The following is a 23,889-nucleotide window of genomic DNA, read 5'->3' as shown; positions in this document are numbered from 1 at the left end:
CCGGAACAGCGCAGGGGAAAGCACGAAGAAGGAAAGTCAACGCAGGGGAAATGAGCGCGTCACGCGGGGCAGCGTGTCAGCAACAAAGGGTGCGACAGTACAGGTGCGGGCTCATGAACAGGATGTTCGCGGTCATGCGGAGGCCCTGTCAACATTCGGCGTTTCTGAATTAATTCCGCTCAGGTGGGAGAGGGTGAGCGGATCCCGGTAGAGCACGTCGAGGGCCACCGCACCGCCCGCCACGGCGAGCACGGAATCCGGGAAACCCGTCGGCATCACGGACGTCGCGCGTGCGCTGCCGACCCCCTCGCGCAGGGCGGCGAGGCAGTCCTGCCGGTGCATGACACCGATCTCGGTCACCACGACCGTCTCCGGGTTCAGCACGTCCAGCAGCAGCCGTACGGCCCGTCCGACGGCACCCGCACGCTCCACCAGCAGCCGTTCCGCCTCCGGAACCCCGGCGGCCGCCGCCGCGACCACATGCATCGGGTTGTTGCCCTCGATGACCCCCGCCCGCCGGGCCCGCCGGCACAGCGTCCGCTCGCTCAACTCGGCCTGGAGGCAGCCGGTCCGGCCGCAGTCGCAGGGCTCGGTGCCGCCCGGCACCGGCAGATGGGCGATGGCGCCCGCCTGCGAGCGCGGCCCGTGGTGCACCTCGTCGTTGGTGGCGAACGCCGCGTCCACCACGTTGCCGACGAACAGATGCAGCACGCTCCGGCTGCCGCGCGCCCGCCCGAACAGCCGCTCGGCGTTGACCAACGCCCGCGCGTGTCCGTCCACATGGACCGGCAGCCCGGTGCGGGCGCCCAGCACCTCCCGTACCGGCACCTCGTGCCAGCCCAGCAGGGGGTGCTCGACGACGGTCCCGGAGTCCCGGTCCACCCAGCCGCCGACGGCCACGCCGACGCCGAGCGGCCGGCAGCCGCGGGCGGCGTCCAGCTGGGCCCCGAGCGCCTCCGCGGCCCGCGCCAACACCGGCTCGGGGTCGGTGTGTTCGTGCTTCAGCTCGCGGCGCGCCAGCACCCGGCCGCGCAGATCGAGCAGCGCGACCGTGGTGTACGGCACCGCCACGTGCACGCCGCCGACCACGAACCGTGAGTCGTCCAGGTCGACGGGGACGTGCGGGCGCCCCACGCCGTTCGACCGCCGGGGCGCGGCCGACTCGCGGATCAGGCCGAGCTCGCTGAAGCGGGCGCAGTGGTCGGTGACGGAGGCCGGGGACAGCCCGGTCAGCCGGGAGATGGTGCTGCGGGCCACCGGGCCGTGCTCCAGCACGGATCGCAGGACCACGCTGGCGCTGGTCCGGCGCCGGGACATGGGGGTCGGGGTGACAGGGGATGCCTCGGTACGGGGCATGGAAGACCGTCCTCGGGAACGGGGGCCGACACGTCTCGGAGGATGAGGCGCGCCGGAGCCCGCCTCACGCCGGACGGCGACAGACGGCCGTGCCCACACGTCGCAGATCGACGTGGCGACGCGAGGAGAAGTACCGGGACTGGGCGACCATGAGTGAAGAGTAGGTCAGGAAGGGTGAATCCGACCAGGCCACTAGGATTCGTTTGGCGATTCCCCACAGCGGGGTGAACAGAGCCGCTGTAGCCCCGGCCACCTCACCTCAGTGACAGGGGTCACGCCGCATCCGGTGTAACCGACACTCTTTGTCGGGAGCCCACCAAGCTCCCGTTCCAGGCTTTGTCGACCGTTGACGGTGATCGGCCGGAGGACGCCGGGATAGCGTCACGATGTCCCTCGCCGTTCACACCCTCGCGGAGTCCCCATGAGCACCGCCGTCGCCCCCGTTCGCACCGGCCAGGTCCTCGCCGACCTGATCCCCGCCTCCCGCGTCCGGGACGTCGCGCTCGTGGTGGGCGGCGCCGCGCTCACCGGCCTCGCCGCGCAGCTCTCCGTCCCCGTGCCGGGCTCCCCGGTGCCGGTGACCGGCCAGACCTTCGCCGCGCTGCTCGTCGGCACGACCCTCGGCGCCCGCCGCGGCGTCGCCTCCCTCGCCCTGTACGCGCTGGCGGGCCTCGCGGGTCTGCCGTGGTTCGCCCAGGGCACCTCCGGGATCTCCGTCTCCTTCGGCTACATCCTCGGCATGATCCTCGCCTCCGCCGCCGTCGGCGCCCTGGCCCGCCGCGGTGCCGACCGCTCACTGCTGCGCACGGCGGGCACGATGCTGGTCGGCGAGGCGATCATCTACGCCGTCGGCGTCCCCTACCTCGCCTACGCCGCCGACCTGTCGGCCTCCGCCGCGATCGCGGCCGGCCTCACCCCGTTCCTGCTCGGTGACGCACTCAAGGCCGCTCTGGCGATGGGCGTGCTCCCCACCGCCTGGAAGCTCGTCAAGCGCTGACGCACCTGCCGACTTCGTCGTCGGCCGAGGAGTTCATGCCGGACATCGTGGAGGCATGACCTGACAGTTCTGTCAGGTCATGCCTCCATTGGTTATGCGCTCCGGGTCAGCAGGCGGTGTGCCGCGGCCGCCGCTGCGACCACCACAGCCCGGCCACGCCCGCCGCCATCAGCGAGGCGCCCGCGGCCCCGAGCGGCAGCAGGTCCCGCCCGACACCGGTCTTGGGCAGCTCGCCCGCCGTGTCGCCGCCGGGTGCCACCGGCTTGTTGTCGGTGCCCAGCAGTAGCGGGGTGGCCGGGGCGTTCGGCGACGGGTTCGTCGTACCGAAGGGAACCGGTCCCTGCTGCCAGAACGTCTTCTTTCCGTCGCCGGTCTGCACCGGCAGACAGATCTTTCCGGTCTTCTTGAGATCGAATGTCGCGTCGACGGCGTACGACTTCGACTTACCGGCCGCGAGATTGTCGACGGGGCAGACGAAACCACTGTTCGAGCCCTCCGGCAGATCCTTTTCTTCCATCGGAGAGCAGCCTTGAACGTTTTTGACAGTCATGCCGTCGAAACCGACGACCAAAAGCCTGATCTTTCCGCTGTCCTTGCTCCCGTCGTTCTTCACGGTGGCCGTGAGGTCGGTCTTCTGCGAGCTGTTGTCGACGGAGATCGTCCCGGGCAGTGTCGTCGTCAGCTTCACGCCCGCCGGTGCCTCGTCAACGGCCTTTCCCCCCTTACTGCTTGCGGGTCCCTCGTCCGCGCTCGCGGTGACGGAAAAGATCATCACCGTCGAGAAAGCTGCCGTGACCAGCGATCCGGCAATGGTCGTCATACGACGAGAACTCATGTTCGTCCCCCTTGGCTGCGCCTGAATTCGCAGTACTTGAAGAGGTACCACAAGATTTCTCCGCACTATGCTGGTACGGCGCGAAGTGTGACCATTGTGTTCCAGTCGGGGCATCGTTGAGGGGGTGCAGCGGATTGCCGGGGAATACGGGAGACACGGGAAATGCGAGGCGTGGCGGAGTTCCAGGGCTCCTGGTGACAGGACGCTATCGCCTGGTCGAAAGTATCGGCCAGGGGGGAATGGGGCGGGTGTGGCGAGCCGCCGACGAGATGCTCGACCGGCAGGTCGCGGTCAAGGAGATGCGGATCGACGGCCTCGACGCGGAGGACACCCGCACCCGCCGTGAACGGACCCTGCGCGAGGCCAGGGCCACGGCCCGGATCGACCACCCGAACGTCGTACGGGTCTACGACGTGGTGGACGAGGGCGAACGACTGTGGATCGTCATGGAGTTGGTCAACGGCCGCTCCCTGGAACGGATGACGGTCGAAGACGGCCCGCTGGGCCCGCGCGAAACGGCGCTCCTCGGCCTGGGGTTGGTGCAGGCGCTCCGCCAGGTCCACGCGCGGGGCGTCCTGCACCGGGACATCAAACCCGGCAACGTCCTGGTGGAGTCCGCCGATCGCGCCGGGCACCGGATCGTGCTGACGGACTTCGGCATCGCCGCCATGCAGGACGCCAAGGCGCTCACCATGGTCGGCATGCTCGTCGGTTCCCCCGACTACATGGCCCCCGAACGGGTCTCCGGCCGCCCCCAGGGACCGCCGTCGGACATCTGGTCCCTGGGAGCGACGATGTGCGCGGCCCTGGGCGGCCGCTCCCCGTTCTCCCGCGACACCACCCTGGCCACGCTGCACGCCGTCCTCTACGAGGAGCCCGAACTCCCCGCCGTGGCGGGCCCGTTGACCGACATCCTGGCGGCCCTGCTGGAGAAGGACCCCTCGATACGCCCGGACCTGGACGACGTGGAGTCGGCCCTTCAGACGGTGGCGTTCCCGGCGCCCACACCGACGTTGAGGATGGGTCCGGGGGACGACGCCGGCCCGGCGGAACCGGGTGAGCGGCGGGGGCCGGGCGGAGACACCGACGAGGCGGGCGAGCAGCGGGGGGCGGAGGGGCACGGGCGCGAGGCCGGGGGCGAGGGCGAGCGTCGGCAGGGGGACCCGGCCCAAGGGGAGTCTGCGCGGGTGTCGGGTGCGGGTGGGGTGGACCCTGCGCGGGCATCGGCTGCGGACCGAGAGGACTCCGCGCGGGAGTCGGCTTTAGGACCGGTGGATTCTGCGCAGGCGGCGGGGCCGGGACGGGGTGACGGGGCCGGGGCCGAGCGGGGGCGGCCGGCAGGAGAAGAATATGGGGACCGGGAGCCTCGGTCGGGAGTCCCCGGGAGGGTGGACTCTGCGCGGGCGCCGGGTACGGGCCGAGGGGATTCGGCGGGAGTGCCGGGTGCGGGCCGGGTGGACTCTGCGGGGCCGCCGAGTGCGCGTGGGGTGGACTCTGCGGGCGCGCCGGGTACGGGCCGAGGGGATTCGGGGGGAGTGCCGGGTGCGGGCCGTTCTGCGGGGGCCCCGGATGCGGGTGGGGTGGACTCTGCGGGTGCGTGGGGCGTCGGCCGAGGGGATTCTGCGCGGGCGCCGGCTGTAGGACAGGCGGACTCTGCTCAGGTGGCGGGGCCCGGGCGGGATGACGGGGCGCAGACGTCGGAGACGACGCCGGTCGCGGAGCGAGCTCGGGCGGTGCGGGATCCGCGGGTACCGGAGCCGGAGACGGGACCCGGGGCGGCCGTAGACGAGCCTGCTGTGGTGGAGCCGTCGGATGCCGTACCGGTCGGGCACGCCTTCTCGGGCGCGGATGTTGACGAGGGCACGGGCACGCCGTCGGACGGGGTTCAGCCCGTTGCCGAGGTTGCCGACGTTGCCGGTGAGCCGGTGGGCGAGCGTGTCTCCTCGGACGTGGGTGACGACGAGGTCAAGGGGGCTCAGCCCGTTGCCGACGTGGCCGGGGCGGCCGTAGGTGAATCGGTGCGTGAGCCTGCCGTTGTGGAGCCGTCGGACGCCGTGCCGCCGGGGTTCGTCCTCGCGGGTGTGGCCGGTGACGGGGATTCCGGCACGCCGTCGGACGGTTTCCCGGCGTTCGCCGAGGCCGTGGCAGCGGAGCCCGAACCCCTCATCCCCGCCGAGCCGTTCTCGCCCGACCGTGTCGCCAGTGCTTCCAGCGAGGCCGCCTCCGAGGAGCGTTCGGAGGTGAGGTCGGAGACGCCGTCCGGGAGCGCGGTGGGAGCCGCACTGCGTGCGGGTGCCACCACGGCCAGTACGCCCCTCGCCGGCGCTCCCACGCAGGACTCCCTCTTGGCGGGCGTCCCCACGGAGCACTATCCGATGCCGGACGCACCGACCCGGGACACTCCCACGCGCGCGGCCTCCGCCCCCACCCGGGTCGGCCCGGTACCCGCCGCCCACCGCCGTTCCCGCCCCGGAGTCTCCCTGATCCGAGGCGAGCAGGCCGTACCCGACCCACACCCCGCTCCCGGCCCTGCGTCCGGGCCGGGAGCCACGGGCACCACGGCAGGCACCGGCACCTCCCACACCGACAGCCCCGCTGCCAACCTCCGTACCGACCCCAGCTCCACCGACGGTCAGGACCACGCCCCCGCCCTGATCCTCGGCCCCCACCCCCACCGCATGCCCTCGGGCGAACCCCCCGGCCCCGCCCGCCCCGGCACCCCCCACCGCGGCCGCCGCCGAACCGCCCTGGTTGCCGCCGGAAGCACGGTCGCCGCAGGTGTCGCCGTGGTCGCGATCATCCTCGCCACCAGCTCCGGCTCGCCCGGTGACGACAAGGCGGGCGGCTCCCCGTCCGCCTCGGGCGCCGCCTCCGTCTCCGCCCCGGAATCCGGCGCCTCCACCCCGGCCGGCACCCCGTCCTCCACCGTCGCGGGCACCTCCCGCCCCCGTTCGCTCCCGCCCGGCGCACACGAGGAGGCCGGCGGGTTCGCGTGGGCGACCCCCACCGGCTGGCGGCGGGACGTGAAGACCGGGGCGGAGGTCCACTACACCTCGCCGGACGGAAAGCAGGAGCTCGCGGCCAAGTCCTCCCTCGCCCGGGGGGACTTGATGGAGACCTGGCGGACCTCCGAGCAGAACGCCCACCAGGGCCAGGACTACGCCAAGATCCGCCTGGAGGAGACGACGTTCCGGGATCACCCCGCCGTCGTGTGGGAGTACACCTTCACCCTCGGCGGCATCCCCTGGCACGCCCGGCTGCTCGGCTTCAACGTGGGCGACAAGTCGTACCAGATCAACACCTGGTACCAGCCGGACACCGAGACGCAGGCCCTGAAGACGTACGAGAAGGTGAAGGACAGCTTCACCGTGCTGTGAACGCACAATGCACACGAGAAGGGCCCCGCGGCATACACCACGGGGCCCCGGTCCCAGGCCTGTTCAGCTTGTTTCGCGCGAGGAACCCCGGGCGTAGGAATCGCATCCTGGGCAAGGCGCCGCAGCGCAATGATGTCTGACCAGCCGCGGAGCGGCCGGGTCTCTGGTGCGGCATGCGACCGTGTATCACTCGTTCGGGTGATCAACTTCGAACGTGCGGTGGGCTGTCGTGCGGGTGTGTACGTTCGGTGCTTGTGAAGCTGGTGGTGCAGGTCAAGTTGCTGCCGACGCCCGAGCAGGCGGCGGCACTGGAGGCGACCCTGCACGCCTGCAACGAGGCCGCCTCCTGGGTGAGCGAGGTGGCCTTCGCGCGCGGTGAGTTCAAGAACTTCGCCCTGCGCCGACACACCTATGACACCGTCAAGTCGCGCTGGGGGCTGGGCGCGCAGGCAGCCCAGCACGTCATCAAGAAGACCTGTGATGCGTACGCCACCTTGAAGGGGAACCTGAGGGCCGGAAACCTCGGCAGGCCCGGCTCCAAGCGCTACCGCCGGGCGGCCGAGAAGCCGGTCGTCTTCCGCCCGCAGGGCGCGCAGCCCTACGACGACCGCATGCTGTCCTGGCAAATCCCCGGCCGCACGGTATCGATCTGGACCACCGGCGGGCGGGTCAAGAGTGTGGCGTTCACCGTCTCTGCGGAGCAGCTGGCCACCCTGGCTCTGTACCGCAGGGGTGAGTCCGACCTGCTGGAGCGGGACGGCATGTGGTTCCTGAACGCCACCTGCGAGGTGCCCGAAGCACCCTTGAACACCGAGCCGGTGGACTTTCTCGGGATCGACCTGGGCATCGTGAACATCGCCACGACCTCGGACGGCGAGATCATGGCCGGGCGCGAGCTCAACCGGATCCGCGCCCGTGAGCGCGGCCTGCGTAAGAAGCTGCAGAGGAAGAACACCCCGTCCGCCAAGCGCCGGCTGAGGAAGCGGCGGCGCAAGGAAGCACGACGAGCGAAGGACATCAACCACAAGATCGCGAAACATGTGGTGGCCGAGGCAGAACGCACCGGTCGCGGAATCGCCCTGGAAGATCTGACGGGCATCCGCGAGCGGGTACGGCTTCGCAAGCCTGGGGGTACCTCCCACGCCCTTTAGGCAGTGGGGGAGGGCCACTCACTCCAGCTGGTCTTTCCACCAGCTGGGGCAGTTCATCGCGTACAAGGCCCGCCGGGCGGGGGTGCCGGTGGTGCACGTCGATCCGGCGTACACCTCCCGCACCTGCGCCGAATGCGGCCACATCGACCAGGCGAACCGGGTCTCGCAAGCCTGGTTCGCGTGCCGGAACTGCGGATTCGTTGATCACGCAGACCGCAACAGCTCCCGCAACATCCGCGCCAGAGCGTGGGAGTTGTGGCGACGCGGGGCCCAGTCAACGGCCCCTGCCCCGCCCCGGACACTCCGGGGCGGGACTGGACGCAAACGCAGCATCACCGCCAGTGACGCCCGTTGTGCAAGCCCGGCGCTTTAGCGCTGCGTAGTTGACCCGACGGAGACCTTGTCCGTCACCCCACCGGCCGAGGCGGCGGTCGCCCGCCCGCGCCCGACCTTCTCCTTGACTACGGCGATGACCAGCACCACCGCAGCGACGAGCAGCGACAGCAGCACGGTCTCCCGCCCGTCGTGCTCCGTGTCGGTCAGCATGTACCCGAGCACGAACACGATCAACGCGGCCGTCGCCCAGGTCAGATACGGGTACAGCCACATCTTCACGACCAGCTTCTCCGGCTCCTCGGCCTGGATGATCTTCCGCATCCGCAGCTGCGAGAAGCAGATGACCAGCCACACGAACAGGGCCACGGCACCGGAGGAGTTGACGAGGAAGAGGAAGATCTTGTCGGGGGAGAGGTAGTTGAAGAAGACGGCGACGAAGCCGAACACCACCGACGCGAGGATCGCGGCCATCGGCACACCCCGGCCGTTGACCCGCGCGAACGCCTTGGGCGCGTCGCCCCGCTCGCCGAGCGAGAAGGCCATCCGGGAGGCCGTGTAGAGACCGGAGTTGAGACACGACAGCACCGAGGTCAGCACGATGAAGTTCATGATCTGACCGGCGTGCGCGATCCCGAGGGAGTCGAGCGCGGCGACGTAGGAACCGTTGTCCTGGATGGACTTGGAGTCCCACGGGATCAGCGTGACGACGACGAAGATGGATCCCAGGTAGAAGACCGCGATACGCCAGATGATGCTGTTGGTCGACTTGGTCACGGCCCGCTGCGGGTCCTCCGACTCACCGGCGGCGAGCGTCGCGATCTCGCTGCCCATGAAGGAGAAGACGACGAGCAGGACACCGGTGAGGATGGCGCCGGGCCCGTTGGGCAGGAAGCCGCTGTGGTCGGTCAGGTTGGAGAGCCCCGCCTGGTCGGCGTCGACGCCGGGCAGGACGCCGAACACGGCGAGCAGACCGATGACGATGAACGCCCCGATCGCCACGACCTTGATGCCGGCGAACCAGAACTCGAACTCGCCGTAGGACCCGACGGAGACGAGGTTGGTGGCGGTCAGCACCACCATCACGATCAGCGCCCATCCCCACTGCGGTACGGCGGGTATCCACCCTTCGAGGATCTTGGCACCGGCGGTCGCCTCGACGGCGAGCACGACGACCCAGAAGAACCAGTACAGCCAGCCGATGGAGAAACCGGCCCAGCGCCCGAGCGCCCGGTCGGCGTGTGCCGAGAACGAGCCGGAGTTCGGATTCGCGGCGGACATCTCACCGAGCATCCGCATCACGAGGACGACCAGCGTGCCGACGAGCGCGTACGACAGCAGGATGCCCGGTCCGGCGGTGGCGATACCGGAGCTGGAGCCCACGAAAAGGCCCGCTCCGATGACACCGCCGATGGCGATCATCGAGAGGTGACGGTTCTTGAGTCCGGCCTGGAGACCAGTCATACGGGGAATTCCTTCGTGCCGGGTGTGGGGATCCCGTACGAGCGGTGTACGGGTCGGTCCAGTGAATCGGAGGCGAAGAAGTTCGTGAACCTTTGAATCCAGATTGTTACTTGAGGTTTGCTTGAGGTTCCATTGTCGGGTTCACGATTTTCCTGGCCGACACCCGGGGCTGCTGCCCCGAAACAGCCGTGTCACACTCATCCCATGCGCGTGTATCTCGGCTCCGACCATGCGGGCTTCGAACTCAAGAACCACCTCGTCGACTGGCTCAAGGCGGCCGGTCACGATCCGGTCGACTGCGGCCCCCACATCTACGACGCCCAGGACGACTACCCGCCGTTCTGCCTCCGCGCCGCCGAGCGCACGGCCGCCGACCCCGAGGCCCTCGGCGTCGTGATCGGCGGCTCCGGCAACGGTGAGCAGATCGCGGCGAACAAGGTCAAGGGCGTCCGGGCGTCCCTCGCCTGGAGCGAGGAGACCGCGTCGCTGGGCCGCCAGCACAACAACGCCAACGTCATCGCGGTGGGCGCTCGCATGCACACCACGGAGGAGGCGACGAAGTTCGTCGAGACCTTCCTCGCGACGCCGTTCTCGGGCGACGAGCGCCACCAGCGCCGCATCGACATGCTGTCCGACTACGAGACGACGGGCGACCTGCCCCCGATCCCGGCACACCACCCCCAGCAGTAGCAAAACCAGCCCCTCCGGCGTTTGAGGAGCGGGGGTCCAGGGGGCGGAGCCCCTTGGGAGCGGGTCGAAGGGGCGGCAGCCCCTGGAGGACGGGACGGGTAGGGGCGGCGGGGGCGAAAAACCTCCGGGCCGCCGCCCACCCGCAGCCGAAGAAGGAGCCACCGTGCCTGAGGGGCACACCATCCACCGCCTGGCACAGGACTACGCCGAAGCCTTCGCCGGCACGAAACCCCGCGTCACCAGCCCCCAGGGCAAGTTCTCGGACGCCACCGCCCTCCTCACCGGCGCCGAACTCACCCACACCGAGGCCCACGGCAAACACCTCTTCCTCGGCTTCCGCGACACCGACTGGGTCCACATCCATCTCGGCCTCTTCGGCAAGGTCACCTTCGGCGCGGCGCCCGCACCCCCGCCCACCGACACGGTCCGTCTCCGCCTCGCGAACACCACGGCGTACGTCGACCTCCGCGGCCCCACGACCTGCGCCCTGATCACCCCCACCGAGAAACGGTCGATACACGACCGCCTCGGCCCGGACCCCCTCCGCGAGGACGCCGACCCGCGGGACGCGTACCGGCGCATCTCCCGCAGCCGTACGACGATCGCCGCCCTCCTGATGGACCAGAAGGTCATCGCGGGCGTGGGCAACGTCTACCGGGCGGAGGTCCTCTTCCGGCACCGCGTCGACCCGTACCGCGCGGGCAAGGACGTCACCCCCGCCGAGTGGGACGCGATCTGGGCAGACCTCGTCGAGCTCATGCGCGAGGGCGTGCGGAACAACCGCATCGACACCGTCCGCCCCGAGCACACCCCGGAGGCGATGGGCCGCCCGCCGCGCGTCGACGACCACGGCGGCGAGGTCTACGTGTACCGCAGGGCCGACCTGCCCTGCCACATCTGTGGCGGCGAGATCCGCACCGCCGATCTCGCCGCCCGCAACCTCTTCTGGTGCCCGGCCTGCCAGAGACCCTGAGCGGGGCCTAGAACCCGTGCGGCAGCCAGGGCGCCACCGCCGACCCGAAGCCAACCGCTGCCTCGGCCAGCGCACCCTGCCGTAGCTCCCGCACCAGCCCGGCCCCCGCCAGCGAGGCGAGGCTCACGCCGCCGAGATAGGCCGCCGCCAACTCCTTTACGGACAGGGCGAGATCGGCCGGGTCCGTCGTACGGTCGCACGACGCGCCCTTCGCGTCCCCGCTGAGCCGCCAACGCCCGGAGTTCCAGGGGCAGAAGGAGTCCTCGACCTCCAACACGACGTCCACCGGCGTCTGATACGTCCGCGCCTCCAGCGCGGCCCCGACGTCCACCAGCCGCACATGCAGCGAGTCCCGCACCAGCAGCGAACAGCGTCGGACGTCGGAGACGAGGTACTGCCAGGCCTCGTCAACAGGCCGCCGCCGCACGTCGATCCGCGAGGTGAGGTCGAGGTCGAACAGGAACCGCCACAGCGCGCCGTGCGTGGCCGGATCCAGCGCCTCCAGGTCGGAGACCATCACCGTGCCCTTGGGCCCGGCCGGCTCCCAGTCCGCCTTGACCCGGTACCGCACGAACCCCACGACCTCCCCGTCCCGCTCCGCGACCACGCACTGCAGCGGTGAGGCGCCGCCCCGGTCGCTCTCCGGGTCGAGCAGCCACAGCCGCTCCCAGCCGGGGACCCGGGCGATCATCCCGGGCCGCCCCGGCACGAGCCGGGCGTACACCGCCTCGCACGCGTCGAGCACGTCGGCGGGCGCCGCGTACCGCAGCCGTACGTCGTCGGTGCCGGGCGGCACGGACAGCCGCACCCGGGTCGTGTCGATGTCGGCGTTGACGTGGTAGGTGGCGGCGCCGTACCCGAACCGGCCGTAGATCACCGGCTCGGAGGCCGTGAGCACGGCCAGCGGCTCGCCCCAGGACCGTACGTCGTCCAGCTGGCGCCGCATCATCGAGGTCAGCACCCCGCGCCGCCGGTGCGTGCCGGCCACGCCCACCATGGTGACGCCGGCGGTGGGCACGGAGGCGCCGCCCGGCACGGTCATCCGGAAGCCGAACGCCCCCGCCGTGCCCACGCACCGCTCGCCGTCCCAGGCGCCGATGGAGCGGTCGCGCTCGGTGAGCTCACGCCACAGCTCCCGTTCGTCGGCCGACTCCGGGACCCCGCCGAAGGCGCGGATCAGGTTGCCGTACCACTCGTCCCATTCGTCCTGCCGAAGCACCCGCAAGTCAGTCCCCATGAACCATGCCTACCAGGGCATTGCGGGACGAGCGAGGGAATTTCCCCGGTACCCGTCGCGGACCGGGGCGCGTACGGCCCGCCGGAGACTGTGAAGTTGAACCTCGCACGGGGGACAAGTCGTACCTCCTGTGCCAAGCAGGGGGTTCGACGGATAAGGTCCCGAACTAATGGCAGCAGGACGAGAGCGGCGCGCGGAAGCCGAGACGTTCACGGCCCGGTTGAGGATGCAGTGGCACCGGGTCCGCGTCGGCCTGCGCAGAAGTGCCGTGGACTACTTCCGCGGCGACGGCTCGGACTGGGTCGCGCTGGCCGGTCTGCTGATGACCGTCCCGGTGATCGCGGCCATTACTTTGATGAACTCGGTGTGGTGCTCACCGGCCGCGCTGGTCCTGCCGATCGTCGCCGGCGGACTGCTGCTGCGCCCGGCGAGCCTGCTCGGCCTGTACGCGGCGGCGGCGACGGCCCTGATCGTGGAGTCGGTGCAACTGGGGCCGTACACCGAGGGGCCGTCCCGGGTCACCCCGGGCGTGGTCCTGGTCGTGGCCGCCTGCGGCTTCTTCGGCCTGCTGATCGCCCAGTTCCGCAGCCGGGTCGGTGTGCCCTGGCGGCGCGGCGGCACCATGCTGTTCGACCTGCGGGAGCGCATCCGGGTGCAGAGCAAGCTGCCGCTGCTGCCGCAGGGCTGGCACCGGGAGATGGCGCTGCGTCCCGCGGGCGGGCAGTCGTTCTCCGGTGACTTCGTCGTCGCGGCCCGTACCAACGGCGGCCGGACGATGGAGGTCGTCCTGACGGACGTCTCCGGGAAGGGCATGGACGCGGGCTCGCGTGCGCTGCTGCTGTCGGGGGCGTTCGGCGGCCTGCTGGGTTCGCTGCCCCCGCACGCCTTCCTGCCCGCCGCGAACGGCTACCTGCTCCGCCAGGACTGGGACGAGGGTTTCGCGACCTCGATCCACCTGGTCCTGGACCTCGACTCCGGCGACTACGAGCTCTACTCGGCCGGCCATCCGCCGGGGCTGCAGCTCAGCGCGGGCAGCGGCCGGTGGGAGGAGAAGGCCGCGGAGGGCCCGCTCCTCGGGGTCTACGACGGCGCCCAGTTCGACCCGGTGAAGGGCTCGCTCCGGCCCGGTGACGTGCTGATGCTCTTCACCGACGGACTGGTCGAGACGTCCGACCGGGACATAGTGGAGGGCATCGACCGCCTGACGGGCGAGGCCGACCGTTATGTGGCGGGCGGCTTCCACGGTGCCGCGTGGCACCTGATCGAGGCGGTCGCGAAGGACGTCAACGACGACCGCGCGCTGCTGCTGATCTGCCGGGAAGGCCCTACGGCCCAGGCCGTTCCGCGCTGACCAGGACTCCGGGTGGGAACACGGCTGGAGCCGTGGACGACACTGGAGGCATGACCGACGAGTTGACCCTGGCCGAAGTCGAGGCCCTTGCCCGCGCCGCGCACGAGGGCCAGAGGGACAAGGCGGGTCGGCCCTACGCCGAACACCTGCGGGCCGTCGCCGAGGGCGTACGCGCGCGTGGCGGCGACGACGAGCAGATCGCGGCGGCCTGGCTGCACGACTCCGTCGAGGACGACGCGCTCTCCGCGCAATGGCTCGACCAGGCCGCGCTGAGCCGCCGTACGAAGGACATCGTGCTCGCCGTCACCAAGCGGGCCGGGGAGCCACCCGAGGCGTACGCCCAGCGCATTCTGGCGACGCCGGGCGCGCTACTGGTGAAGGAGTCCGACCTGGCGCACAACGCGGACCCGGCGCGCCTGGCGGTCCTGGACGAGGTGACGAGAAAACGACTGACCGAGAAGTACGCGGGAATGCGCGCGCTTCTCGGTCTGAGCCGGGATTCTGTCTAGGCGTCGACCTTCTCGCGAGGAGCCGTCATCGTCCTTTCACGGACCCGGGGCACGTCGCCGGTGTCCTTCCTGAACGCCCAGTTCATGTCGGGCTCCATCGCGAACCGGAAGACCCGGCGCACCGGCGAGGTGCACAGCAGGGTGACGGCGATCGCCGCCAGGGCGCTCACGAAGAGCTCGCCGAGCGGCCCGTGCAGCCAGGCGTGGTCGAACCAGCCCGCGAAACCCGCGCCCTTGATGAGGAAGCCGTGCAGCAGATAGCCGTACAGCGTGCCCGCGCCGAGCGCGGTGAACCACATCCGCCGACCCGGCACCCAGGCGAAGAAACAGGCCGTCAGCAGCAGCGAACTGCCGAACATGGCCAGCACCATGACCGGCCCCGTCCACCAGGGCGCGCCCATCTCCTGGGCGGCGTTGCGGTGGTAGAACCACTCGGTGTTCATGCGCGGCACCGCCCACCAGCCGACGGCGAGGGCCGTCGCGAACACCGGGACCGCCGCGATCCGCATCGAGCGGCGCCGCACCCTGCGGAAGTGCTCGGGCTTCATGACCAGGCCGAGCACGAAGTACGGCAGGAACTGCAGCACCCGCTGGAGGTCCAGGTCGTCACCGATGTCCGGGGTCACGGACGCCAGCATCGCGATGCCGAGCGCGAGCGGCAGCGGCCACCGCACCAACTGCCAGATCGGCGTGGTCAGCCGCCAGATGAACAGCGCCACCAGGAACCAGGTCAGGAACCACGGGTCCAGGAGGCTGATGTCCATGCCCGGATCGTGGTCGGCGTAGCGCTTGAAGAGGGAGTACGCCGTCTCGAAGAGGACGTACGGCACGACGACACCGGTGATCAGCCGCCGCAGCCGGTCCGGGCGCATGTCGAAACTGCGGGAGAAGAAGCCGGAGATGACGATGAACGCCGGCATGTGGAACGAGTACACGACCGTGTACACGCCCTCCAGGATCCGGCTGTCGCCCTTGAGCGGCTCCCAGGAGTGCGCGACGGCCACCAGGACGATCGCCAGGTACTTGGCGTTGTCGAAGAAGGCGTCGCGCTGCTTGGCGGGCGGCGGGTCCTGCGGCGAGCGCGGACGGGGGACTGCGTCGGCGGCGGCTGGAAACATCTGAGGCACCCTAGCCTCGGCTGTGTGTTTCCGTAAAACCGGTCGTCTCGTGGCCGGTTGTTCACTTCTGAGTCGACTTCAACAGGCCCGAGTTGTCTGATTAATCCACCTGAAATGCCTCATAGTGACAACCTTCGCGCGCCTGTGTCGACCATTCGAATTCCCTGCGAACGGGATGTGCGCACGCGGTGGGTGAGTACCGAAAGGAACCGGCCAGGGGGTGGGAAGCGTGTATCGGCATGGCCAAACGTTGCCTCACCGGCCGCATATGCGGGCCGCGTTGGTGGCACGATGGTTCTGGCGGGGGTCGCGGGGTCGCGTCCCCGGGCCGGGAGAGCGGGACCGACCGAGGGTGTGATCAGTTGTGGCCATTTCGCTGTCAGTGGTGCTGCTGTTGGGGATCATCCTGGTGGTGTTGATGCGGGGAGGATCCATCAAGGCCGGCCCCGCCATAGTCGCGGTGCTCTTCGGCTTCTTCCTCGCCTCCACCGGCATGGCCGACGACATCCAACGCTTCCTGGACTCGATAGCGGACACCATCAACTCGATCCAGTTCTAGCCGGACCACCGGACGAACACGGCAAAAGGCCTCCTGCCCGCTCCTCTCGGGGGCCCGGGCCGGAGGCCTTCGTGCGGTAGGGGTCCCATGCCGGGTTGCGGTCGCGGCGCCGAAGGATCGCGGTGATCCTGTCAGTGGAGCGTGGCCGGCGTCGCACGTCGGTGACCGTCTGGACAGAAAGTGGCGGCGCGCGTCCGGAATCGCGGACGACAACCTGTTCCACCCGGTGTGGGCCATTCCGGTGATGACTGATCACTCTTTGCGCTGACGAGGTTCCAGGTGGGAACCCGCGGTCGGTGAAAGAAGAAACGACGCAGGGCCAGGCGGAGGATTGATCCTCCGACCTGGCCCTGAGTCGTATGGAGCGGGCGACGGGAATCGAACCCGCGTAGCTAGTTTGGAAGATCGCGTATGCGGATCTGGGCTGAGCTGGTGAGACGCTCACCTGCGAGTTCTCGGGATGCTCACCGATGTTCCCCGGGGGTCCCCGCCGATAGCCGCCCGGTCGGGCACGCGGGGGGCACGTGTGGCGTTCTGCCGCTCTTGCAGGTCGCTGATGCCCGTTCCTGTCCTGGGCAGCCTAGTCGGCGCTTACGCAGCCGTCTGGGGTTGTTGTGTTGGTGCTGCGCGCTTCGATGTGAACCGCCGGCGGGATGGCTCCGTTCCGCCGTGTGATTGGTGGACGTGCCGTCTTTGGCCGGGACCTGCGGGTCGCTTCGTGATGAGCTCGGTGAAATCAGGAGAATGCGGAACTAGAGCGGCATTTCCGGCGACTAGGGCGAGCGAGGACAGACCATGGCCAGTGCGAGCGGACGAGAAGGACAGCCCGTTCACAGGGGAAAGGTCATGGGCTGGCTGTCGAAGGTATTCGAGCTCAACCCCTCTGGGCTCGACTGGCCGCGCGGGGTGCTGTTCCTGGACATCGCGCTGGTGCCGATGATCGTTTTCTGGGCGATCGGGCATGAGCAATATCTTCTCAGCGCGTTGTTCGGCCTGCTCTTTAGCTGGCTGACCGACCCGGGAGGTAGCTACGGGCACCGCGCGTCACACATCGTCGTCTTTGCGCTGATCGGCGCAGGATTGACCGCGCTGGGGTTCGGAATCGGGGGTGAGGCCTGGGGCTGGCTGGTGCTCGCGACTTTCGCGGTCACGCTGGTGGCCAGCCTGGGGATCGCGTTCGGAGTGCACGGTTTCGTCGCCGCCATGTTTCTCAACGTTTGGTTCGTCGTCGCCCTCGCGCTCGGGTTCGGCCTTCATCAGAACGCCCGCATCACCAGCTACACCTGGGCTCAGGTGCTCGCCTGGACCGGAGGGGCGGCACTCTGGATCGTGATGACGTTCATCGCGTGGCTGATCCGCGGGCGTCAGGACCAGCCCCAGTCGGTCGCGGAGCTCCCTGGCGAGCCCTCCCGACGAAAGCTGACCCGGACGATGATCATGTTCGCGGTGGTCCGCGCTCTGGTCATGGCCGGCACCGTGGCGCTTGCGTTCGGACTCAACCTGTCGCACGGCTACTGGATGACGATCGCTGCCATGATCGCGCTGAAGCCGAGCCTGGAGCAGGCCACGCTCGTATCCGCGCAGCGCCTTGCCGGCGCGCTGATCGGCGCCGTCGCGGCTGCGCTGCTGCTGCTGGTGCCCGCCAGTGAGCACGGACTCAGGCTCTTCGCGGTCGAACACGGACTCGAAGTGGTCGCACTCGTCCTGTACATGCACGGGGTGGCGATTCAAGTCTGGAACTACGCGCTGTACTCCGCGGCCCTCGCCATGGGAACCCTCATCCTGGTGGACCTTCCGCAGCCCTCCGACTACGCCGCCGAGGGCTACCGGGTGCTGTGGACCATCTGCGGTGTGGGGATCGCTCTGCTCGTCATGCTGCTTGCAGGCCAGCTCGCCAAGCACACCGCCAAAGCACCGCCACAACCAGCCTGAACGTGTTCCGCTCCGGGACGGCACTCTCTCTCCTGCTGGTCAGACCATGCTTCAGTCCAGGCCGCGCACCTGAGTTACCTCCTCCGCCCACCACTCTCCCCAGCTTCCATCCCGTCCGCCGTCGACCCACACACCGTGGAGCGGGCGTGGTCCCTGGCGTCCAGGTGGAGCGCGCCACTGTACGAACGACCTGGACGCCATGGGCCGCGTCTGCTCGGCTCTGCCTGGGTCGACGGCAGACGGGATGGGAGCACCCCGCGCACGCCACTACGAACCCGCAGCCGCGAACGGCGCCCCCTCCATCCCGGTGCCGGCCGATCCCCCGCCGGAGGCATCGTTCTGACCTAGATCCCCCTTGCTGCCCGCGGGGTCCAACGAAGCCCCCAGCCGTCGCGCACCTGCTTTTGGAGTCAAAGCGTCTGTTGGTCCGTAGCGGATCATGCGGGAAGACCTGTGGGCACGTGCCGTCTTCCTCCTGTCGGTCCTGGTGGCTGTGGACGATGGTTGGGATCTGGCTCGGTCCGGTGCGTCGGCCCTTGGCGGGCCAGAGCGAAAAGCGTGATCATCCCGGGGCATCGTCAGGTGGCGCGGGGCCGGGGCCGGGGCGGCGCGGGCCGAAGGCATGAGCGCAGCTCCGAGCCCCGAGCCGCGCGCCGGCCCGCAGTGCGGGCCGGTGGTGTGTGATCAACGCAGTGGCGGCCGGAAAGCCGGAGGGGACACAGCGACCGGATGGCCGAACGGCCAAGAGCCCCCACCCTGGACCAACGTCGCCGGAGGACCGGTGACCGGGGGATGGAGGCTCAAGCCCTGAGGGGCCGTGAAGCATGGGGGAGCTGAGGTTCCTTGGGGGTGCTGTCGAGTCCTGTTATCCCAAGTGCGCGACGGCTGGGGGCTTCGTTGGACCTCGTGGGCAGCGGCGGCGGGATCACCCTTCCCCCGCCGGAACGGCGGGGCTTGATGAGGTAGAGAAACCTGTAACAACATCAACTAGCCGACCGCGCTCCGCTCGGCCAGATCGCGCAGGGCTTCAGGGATACGAGCGCCTGAGAGCTGGATCAGGTCACGCATGACCTCACGGGCCAGGTGGTGATCGTGAATCTGCTCGGGCGTAAGGGCCTCGGCCTCCAAGAGCGCGGCTGTGGCCTCACCGACGTGTCGCCGCTGCGCGTGTGCTCGCGCCACGTCAAGCAGGAAACGGGCCTGCCGCTCAGGCGAAAGCCCAGATGCGTCGACCCGCTGGGCTACCTCCAGGGCAAGGCCGGCGTCCCCCAACTCAACTGCCGTGCTCATGGCGTGGATCTCGACGTTCGTCGGCCCGAACTCCGTGTCGAAGTCGTTCCGATCCTCGCCCAACATTGCCGCGATCTCGCGTGCCCGGTCGATGTGTTCATGAGTGCGAGCTCGGTTGCCCTCCCGCGCGTTGATCACTGCGAGAACCAAGTTCATGGCGCCTACGAGCGACAGCTCTTCAGGCGGGCATGCCGGTGCCGCCACCCTGGGGTCCAAGACGGCCACGGCCGAACTCGCCGCTTGTTCGGCCTGCTCCATATGCTGCTGCCGCATGAACGCGTGGGCCATGCGGAAGAGGCTTGCGACCACTTCCAGCGGCTGCCCCGCGAGTTCGGCCGCCTGTAGCGCACGGTCTGCTGCGATCCAGGCGGCATCCGCCTGGTCCTGCCGTGTGAAGCTCGACGCGGCGGCCTGGTATGCCTTGGCGCGTAGAGCGTGAAGCTCCGCCCGTTCACCTGCCGGCGCGCGACGTACGGCGTCCTCGATGCTCGGTAGCAGTCGGGCGAGGTGATCGCTCAACGCTGCGTAGCTCGACGCGTGGGTCAGTGTCCACGCTTCCTCTACGCTCCTCCGGAAGTCGGCAAGAGACGGCGCCGGCTCGGCTGGCGGCTGCTCGAACAAGCTGCTGAGAGCCGGGTGCCCAGTGAGAGCTACGCGCAGCCCGTCAAGGTCGTTGCTTGGCGGCTGTTCCTCGGGCTCGGCCTCCTCGGCGGGAGCAGCCTCGGGACGTACCTCTCGCACGGACACCTTGAGCGCATCGGCAAGGGCCTGGAGCACCGACAAGCGTTCGACGGGTTGTACGCCTCGTTCAACCTGGGACACCCAACTCTCCGAGCGCCCCATGGCTGCGGCAAGGTCGCTCTGCGACATGCCTGCCTCGCGGCGCAGCTCCTTGACCCTCTGGCCGAAGGGCTTGGTGTCGGCACTCGTCACTTCTCGACCCCACTGGGGTACTTGCCGGCGTACGGCTGAAGACGATCCACCTCGGTCTTCGCGACGTACTTGGCGCGCTCCGCCAGGAAGTGCCGTGTGTGGGGCTGGCGCTCGTGCTCCTCGAATGCGTCGTGGTCGGCGTAAATCTCGAAGAAGATCCGCTCATCGCGTGTGCCCTCGACCTTGTGGCACGCATAGACCAGCGTGCCGGGCTCATGCGCTCGGATGCCCGCGGTCGTCTCCTCCATCAGTGCGTCGAACGCCTCGCCTGCGCCATCGCGCAAGGTGAAACGAACAAACAGACCGAACTGGTTCATATCTTCCTCCTTGACGTCGCACCCAGTCTCGCAGAGTTGAAGAACTACTACTAGTCGCAGGTTTTCTGTTGACTCGCAGTTTTTCTGCGAGTAGCTTCGATCGTGTCGGAAGAACAAGCAGCCCCGGACTGCGTGCCATCCGCCAAGATCACAACGCAGCCCGGGGCCTACCCCAAAGGGGAAAGCCAAGTATGCCGTCCTTCAAGATCGACACTTCGACCGCTCTCGTGTTCGTGGCGACGGCGCCGGAACCGAAGCTGGCCAACAGGAAGACCGGTGAGATCGCGATCGACGTGGCCACGGAGAAGCCGCTGTACGTGGTGGGTCTGCTGGTCACGGACGAGGGCGAGGGCAACCTGTACAAGGTGGCCGTGCCGGAGACGGGTCTCCCGGAGGGGCTCGCGCCGGGTATGCCGGTGCGGGTGGTCGGCCTGAAGGCCAAGGACTGGGAGAACGAGTTCAACGGCAAGAAGATGCACGGCATCTCGTTCCGCGCGGTCGCGATCACCTCGGCGGCCTGACCATGACCGACCTCGCCACCTACTTCGAGCTGGCCGGAGCTGCGGCCGGCGCCGGTTCTCTCGGTGTGGCCAAGCACCGTGCGCCGCGCTTGTACTGGTCGCTGGTCGGGATGCCGGTCACGTGGGGCCGGTTCACCTGGAACTACAACTCGACGATGGACGTGTGCGGGCTGACCGTGCAGCCGTCCGGGTTCCGGGCCTTCGTCAAGCGCAACGTGGCCCGTAGCGAGGTGCGGCCGGTGCCGCCGAAGATCCGCCGCGTCCGCCCGACCTCGACCGGCCTGCGCATCACCCTGCGTCTGCCTGCAGGCCTGGAGCCTGCTGACCTCGCCGCGTCGTCCGAGCGGCTGCGGCACGCGTTCGGGGTGCGGTCGGTGAACGTGATGGAGACCAAGCCGGGCTATGTCGAGCTGCGCATGACCGGCTGGGACGTCCTCAACCGCGTCCGGCTTCCGCGTAAGGCGCAGCCTCGTGACCTGGTGGTTCCGGTTGCGATGCGGGAGGACGGCACGCTCTTCGAGCGGGACTACCGCAAGGTGCCGCATGCCCTGACGCTGGGCGCGAACCAGTCCGGCAAGTCGATGTATCAGCGCAACCTGATCAAGGGCCTGGCACAGTTGCCGGTCGGTCTGATCGGCATCGACTGCAAGCGCGGTGTCGAGCAGAACCGGTACGCCTCGCGCCTGTCGGCGCTGGTGACCAGCCCGGACGACGCTGGACGCCTGATCGACACTCTGATCACCGAGATGGAAGAGCGCTTCGACCTGCTCGCCCTCTACGGCGTCTCCGACCTGTGGGAACTGCCCGAAAGCGTGCGACCGGTGCCGCTGGTGGTCCTGGTCGACGAGATCGCGGAATTGTTCTTCGTCACCTCGAAGAAGGATGAACCGGCCCGCGACAAGACGGTCATGCAACTGGTCCGCCTGGGCCAGATGGCGCGTGCGGTCGGCATCTACCTCGAAGTGTGCGGGCAGCGCTTCGGCTCCGACCTCGGCCGTGGTGCGACCGCCCTGCGCGCCCAGCTCACCGGCCGCGTGGTGCACCGAGTCAACGACAAGCAGACCGCCGAAATGGGCCTGGGCGACATCGCCCCGGACGCAGTGGTCGCGGTGACCACGATCGCCCCGGACCGTCCCGGCGTCGCGGTGGCCGGTGACACCTCGGGTGGCTGGTCCCGCATCCGCACCCCGGAGACCACTCCCGACGAAGCGGTCGCGACCTGCCGCGAGTTCGCTCATCTCACCCCGGAACTGCCGTTCCTGGCCCCGTTCCGCCCGGTCGGACAGCTCTTCTTCCCGCCGATGCCCGCAGTCCCGCCGCTGGTCCCGGCGCAGCCCGCCGGCGAGTAGCTCCCCTCGTTCCACGGTCGGCGTGACCGCTTCGCGCCAGGTCCCTACCCGCGCCATGCCGAAAACCCGACTGGAGATCGCTCATGGCACGCAAGACCACCAAGCCGAAGACCAAGCCCTGTCCGACCTGCAAGGGCACCGGTGAGGTCTCCCGCACCGTCCGCGTCGGCCGCAAACAGCGGGTGGCCGGAGCACAGACCGGGATCTGCCTGGCCTGCCTGGGTGCCTGCGAGATCCCCGCCGACGACTGAACTGCCGGGGCCGGGCGGCCGGAGAACCGATTCCCCGCCCCGCCCCCGGCCTGATCCCCGCGAAGGAGGTGAAGACCGTGCCCCGCAAGATCCACGTGGACGCCGTACTCATTCAGGCCGTGATCGCCGGTGCGTTGTCCTTCGCCCACCTGCACGACCTCGCCGCCGCTGCCGGACAGAGCGGATGGAAGGCCTGGGCCTACCCCGTCTCCGTCGATCTGCTCCTGGTCGCCGTGTGGCGCCGGCTGCGTACCGAGCGCTCGAAGCTGGCCTGGTTCTGGTTCCTGGTCGCCCTGGTCGCCTCGCTCGGCGCGAACATCGCCACGGCCGGGCTCCTCGACCTCGATCACGTCCCGGCCTGGCTGCGCATCCTCGTCGCTGGCTGGCCTGCCCTGGCCTTCCTCGGCGGCACCCTGCTCGCCCACCAACCCGCGGCCTCTGCTCCGGAGTTGGCTCCCGAGCCGGTCTCCCGCTCTGCGCCGGTGATCGACCTCGACCGTCCCGAGACACCCGCTCCGCCCCCCGAGATCACCACCCCGGAACCCGTTCCGGCCCTCCCGGAAGCTCCGGCCCCGGCAGTGCCCCCGGCGTTGGTGGATCACGCCCGGAAGGTCGCCACGGAGCACCGCACCCGCACCGGTGCCGAGATCGACACCGCCACTCTGCGGACCCGGCTCGGCATCCCTGAAGACCTCGCTGGCGCGATCGTCGCCCAACTCGCCTGACTGACAAGGAGGTTCCACCGTGCGACCGAACCGCTTCTACGACGTGATCCGCATCGGCCCCGTCCGGGTCGGCACGTTCAACAACGGACGCGGCCAGACCCGCCACACCGCCGCTTGCACCGCCCCGGACTGCGGCTTCTCCACCGAGCACCGCGACCGCTCGGCCGCCGAACTCGCCGCCCGCACGCACCGCTGCACCGGCTGACGGGAGGGCCGATCGATGCAGTTACCCGAGGACCAGCTCCGCGCCGGCCACATCCCCGCCGACCTCTACCGGCAGATCCCGCCCGGCTCCGACCTGCGCAAGGTCGTGATCGTGCAGGAAGCCCCCCGCTCCTACACGGGCCCGATCGTCCTCACCCTGGTCGTCGCCACGTCCGCCGTGGTCGTCCTGCTGGTGATCGCGTTCGTAGTTCAGATCGTCGCCGGTGCGGCCGTCGCGGTCCTGTCCGCGACCGGGGGCCTGAGCTACACGATCAACCGCGCGAAGAAACGGGAGTTATCCCGCGCGGGCACCCGGCGGCGCTCCCGCGCGCCGCGCAAGCCGGTTTCCCGGCCGGTCCGCTCGAAGCACCGCTACCGCACGTAGCACCCCCCGGGGCGGCCTCTACCGCCAAGTAT

At 69.5% G+C, this 23,889-nt stretch carries 20 protein-coding genes and 2 pseudogenes; 15 read left to right on the top strand and 7 right to left on the bottom strand.

Annotated features, from left to right (window positions below):
* Positions 1 to 132: 132 nt before the first annotated feature.
* Positions 133 to 1,356 (bottom strand): ROK family transcriptional regulator, encoded by a 1,224-nt coding sequence (locus tag BFN33_RS43225; RefSeq protein ID WP_069765700.1) that lies wholly within the window; start codon positions 1,354 to 1,356, stop codon positions 133 to 135.
* A 421-nt stretch (positions 1,357 to 1,777) separates the two neighbouring features.
* Between BFN33_RS43225 and BFN33_RS43220 the strand changes: the two genes are divergently transcribed.
* On the top strand, positions 1,778 to 2,353 hold the full coding sequence (locus BFN33_RS43220; protein ID WP_069765699.1) for a biotin transporter BioY: 576 nt from the start codon (positions 1,778 to 1,780) through the stop codon (positions 2,351 to 2,353).
* 106 nt (positions 2,354 to 2,459) lie between these two features.
* Here BFN33_RS43220 and BFN33_RS43215 read toward each other — a convergent pair whose 3' ends face one another.
* Positions 2,460 to 3,188 (bottom strand): LPXTG cell wall anchor domain-containing protein, encoded by a 729-nt coding sequence (locus BFN33_RS43215; protein WP_069765698.1) that lies wholly within the window; start codon positions 3,186 to 3,188, stop codon positions 2,460 to 2,462.
* 239 nt (positions 3,189 to 3,427) lie between these two features.
* On the opposite strand from BFN33_RS43215, the pseudogene BFN33_RS43210 reads away from it, so the two are divergent.
* Positions 3,428 to 4,240 (top strand): annotated as a pseudogene (locus BFN33_RS43210) (serine/threonine-protein kinase); the annotation flags it as partial.
* A 2,579-nt stretch (positions 4,241 to 6,819) separates the two neighbouring features.
* A pseudogene (locus BFN33_RS43205) lies at positions 6,820 to 8,089 on the top strand (RNA-guided endonuclease InsQ/TnpB family protein).
* Here BFN33_RS43205 and BFN33_RS43200 read toward each other — a convergent pair.
* Positions 8,086 to 9,513 (bottom strand): amino acid permease, encoded by a 1,428-nt coding sequence (locus tag BFN33_RS43200; protein WP_069765697.1) that lies wholly within the window; start codon positions 9,511 to 9,513, stop codon positions 8,086 to 8,088. The pseudogene BFN33_RS43205 and the gene BFN33_RS43200 overlap by 4 nt on opposite strands.
* 204 nt (positions 9,514 to 9,717) lie before the next feature.
* On the opposite strand from BFN33_RS43200, the gene BFN33_RS43195 reads away from it, so the two are divergent.
* The gene (locus BFN33_RS43195; RefSeq protein WP_069765696.1) at positions 9,718 to 10,203 is read left to right on the top strand and encodes a ribose-5-phosphate isomerase; all 486 of its coding nucleotides are present in this window, start codon (positions 9,718 to 9,720) and stop codon (positions 10,201 to 10,203) included.
* A gap of 163 nt (positions 10,204 to 10,366) precedes the next feature.
* A complete protein-coding gene (locus tag BFN33_RS43190; protein ID WP_069765695.1) occupies positions 10,367 to 11,176 on the top strand; it encodes an Fpg/Nei family DNA glycosylase in 810 nt (269 codons plus the stop codon).
* A 7-nt stretch (positions 11,177 to 11,183) separates the two neighbouring features.
* On the opposite strand, the gene BFN33_RS43185 is transcribed toward BFN33_RS43190, so the two are convergent.
* Entirely contained in the window at positions 11,184 to 12,413 is a 1,230-nt protein-coding gene (locus BFN33_RS43185; RefSeq protein WP_088245509.1) for a GNAT family N-acetyltransferase, read from the bottom strand.
* Between the two features lie 169 nt (positions 12,414 to 12,582).
* Here BFN33_RS43185 and BFN33_RS43180 point away from each other — a divergent pair, with 169 nt between their 5' ends.
* A complete protein-coding gene (locus BFN33_RS43180) occupies positions 12,583 to 13,764 on the top strand; it encodes a PP2C family protein-serine/threonine phosphatase (protein WP_069765693.1) in 1,182 nt (393 codons plus the stop codon).
* 50 nt (positions 13,765 to 13,814) lie between these two features.
* Positions 13,815 to 14,273 (top strand): HD domain-containing protein, encoded by a 459-nt coding sequence (locus BFN33_RS43175; protein ID WP_069765692.1) that lies wholly within the window; start codon positions 13,815 to 13,817, stop codon positions 14,271 to 14,273.
* On the opposite strand, the gene BFN33_RS43170 is transcribed toward BFN33_RS43175, so the two are convergent.
* Positions 14,270 to 15,391, bottom strand: coding sequence for an acyltransferase family protein (locus BFN33_RS43170; protein ID WP_069765691.1), 1,122 nt, complete (start codon positions 15,389 to 15,391; stop codon positions 14,270 to 14,272). The genes BFN33_RS43175 and BFN33_RS43170 overlap by 4 nt on opposite strands.
* Positions 15,392 to 15,755: 364 nt before the next feature.
* On the opposite strand from BFN33_RS43170, the gene BFN33_RS43165 reads away from it, so the two are divergent.
* Together BFN33_RS43165 and BFN33_RS43160 are read left to right on the top strand one after the other, a co-directional pair.
* Entirely contained in the window at positions 15,756 to 15,950 is a 195-nt protein-coding gene (locus BFN33_RS43165) for a hypothetical protein (protein WP_020136157.1), read from the top strand.
* A gap of 846 nt (positions 15,951 to 16,796) precedes the next feature.
* Positions 16,797 to 17,882, top strand: a complete 1,086-nt coding sequence (locus BFN33_RS43160; protein WP_088245508.1) for an FUSC family protein — start codon at positions 16,797 to 16,799, stop codon at positions 17,880 to 17,882.
* A gap of 987 nt (positions 17,883 to 18,869) precedes the next feature.
* On the opposite strand, the gene BFN33_RS43155 is transcribed toward BFN33_RS43160, so the two are convergent.
* Positions 18,870 to 20,105: a helix-turn-helix domain-containing protein gene (locus tag BFN33_RS43155; protein WP_069765689.1), complete on the bottom strand. Its 1,236-nt coding sequence runs from the start codon at positions 20,103 to 20,105 to the stop codon at positions 18,870 to 18,872.
* Positions 20,102 to 20,422: a putative quinol monooxygenase gene (locus BFN33_RS43150; protein ID WP_069765688.1), complete on the bottom strand. Its 321-nt coding sequence runs from the start codon at positions 20,420 to 20,422 to the stop codon at positions 20,102 to 20,104. The genes BFN33_RS43155 and BFN33_RS43150 overlap by 4 nt, the downstream gene beginning before the upstream one ends.
* A gap of 191 nt (positions 20,423 to 20,613) precedes the next feature.
* Between BFN33_RS43150 and BFN33_RS43145 the strand changes: the two genes are divergently transcribed.
* From BFN33_RS43145 to BFN33_RS43125, 6 genes are all read left to right on the top strand, one after another.
* On the top strand, positions 20,614 to 20,943 hold the full coding sequence (locus BFN33_RS43145; RefSeq protein WP_069765687.1) for a hypothetical protein: 330 nt from the start codon (positions 20,614 to 20,616) through the stop codon (positions 20,941 to 20,943).
* Positions 20,944 to 20,945: 2 nt separating this feature from the next.
* Positions 20,946 to 22,292: an FtsK/SpoIIIE domain-containing protein gene (locus BFN33_RS43140; protein WP_069765686.1), complete on the top strand. Its 1,347-nt coding sequence runs from the start codon at positions 20,946 to 20,948 to the stop codon at positions 22,290 to 22,292.
* 83 nt (positions 22,293 to 22,375) lie between these two features.
* Complete coding sequence (locus BFN33_RS53495; RefSeq protein WP_176742615.1) at positions 22,376 to 22,543, top strand: hypothetical protein; 168 nt, start codon at positions 22,376 to 22,378, stop codon at positions 22,541 to 22,543.
* A gap of 77 nt (positions 22,544 to 22,620) precedes the next feature.
* Positions 22,621 to 23,268: a DUF2637 domain-containing protein gene (locus BFN33_RS43135; RefSeq protein ID WP_069765756.1), complete on the top strand. Its 648-nt coding sequence runs from the start codon at positions 22,621 to 22,623 to the stop codon at positions 23,266 to 23,268.
* A 19-nt stretch (positions 23,269 to 23,287) separates the two neighbouring features.
* Positions 23,288 to 23,473, top strand: coding sequence for a mobile element transfer protein (locus tag BFN33_RS43130; protein WP_069765685.1), 186 nt, complete (start codon positions 23,288 to 23,290; stop codon positions 23,471 to 23,473).
* Positions 23,474 to 23,488: 15 nt separating this feature from the next.
* On the top strand, positions 23,489 to 23,857 hold the full coding sequence (locus BFN33_RS43125) for a hypothetical protein (RefSeq protein ID WP_256123027.1): 369 nt from the start codon (positions 23,489 to 23,491) through the stop codon (positions 23,855 to 23,857).
* The last annotated feature ends 32 nt before the right edge of the window (positions 23,858 to 23,889 follow it).

The organism is Streptomyces sp. LUP47B, from assembly GCF_001746295.1.
In the GTDB taxonomy this organism is placed as follows: Bacteria; Actinomycetota; Actinomycetes; order Streptomycetales; family Streptomycetaceae; genus Streptomyces.
The sequence above is the reverse complement of the archived record's forward strand: the minus strand, read 5'-3'. Positions and strand labels throughout refer to the sequence as shown.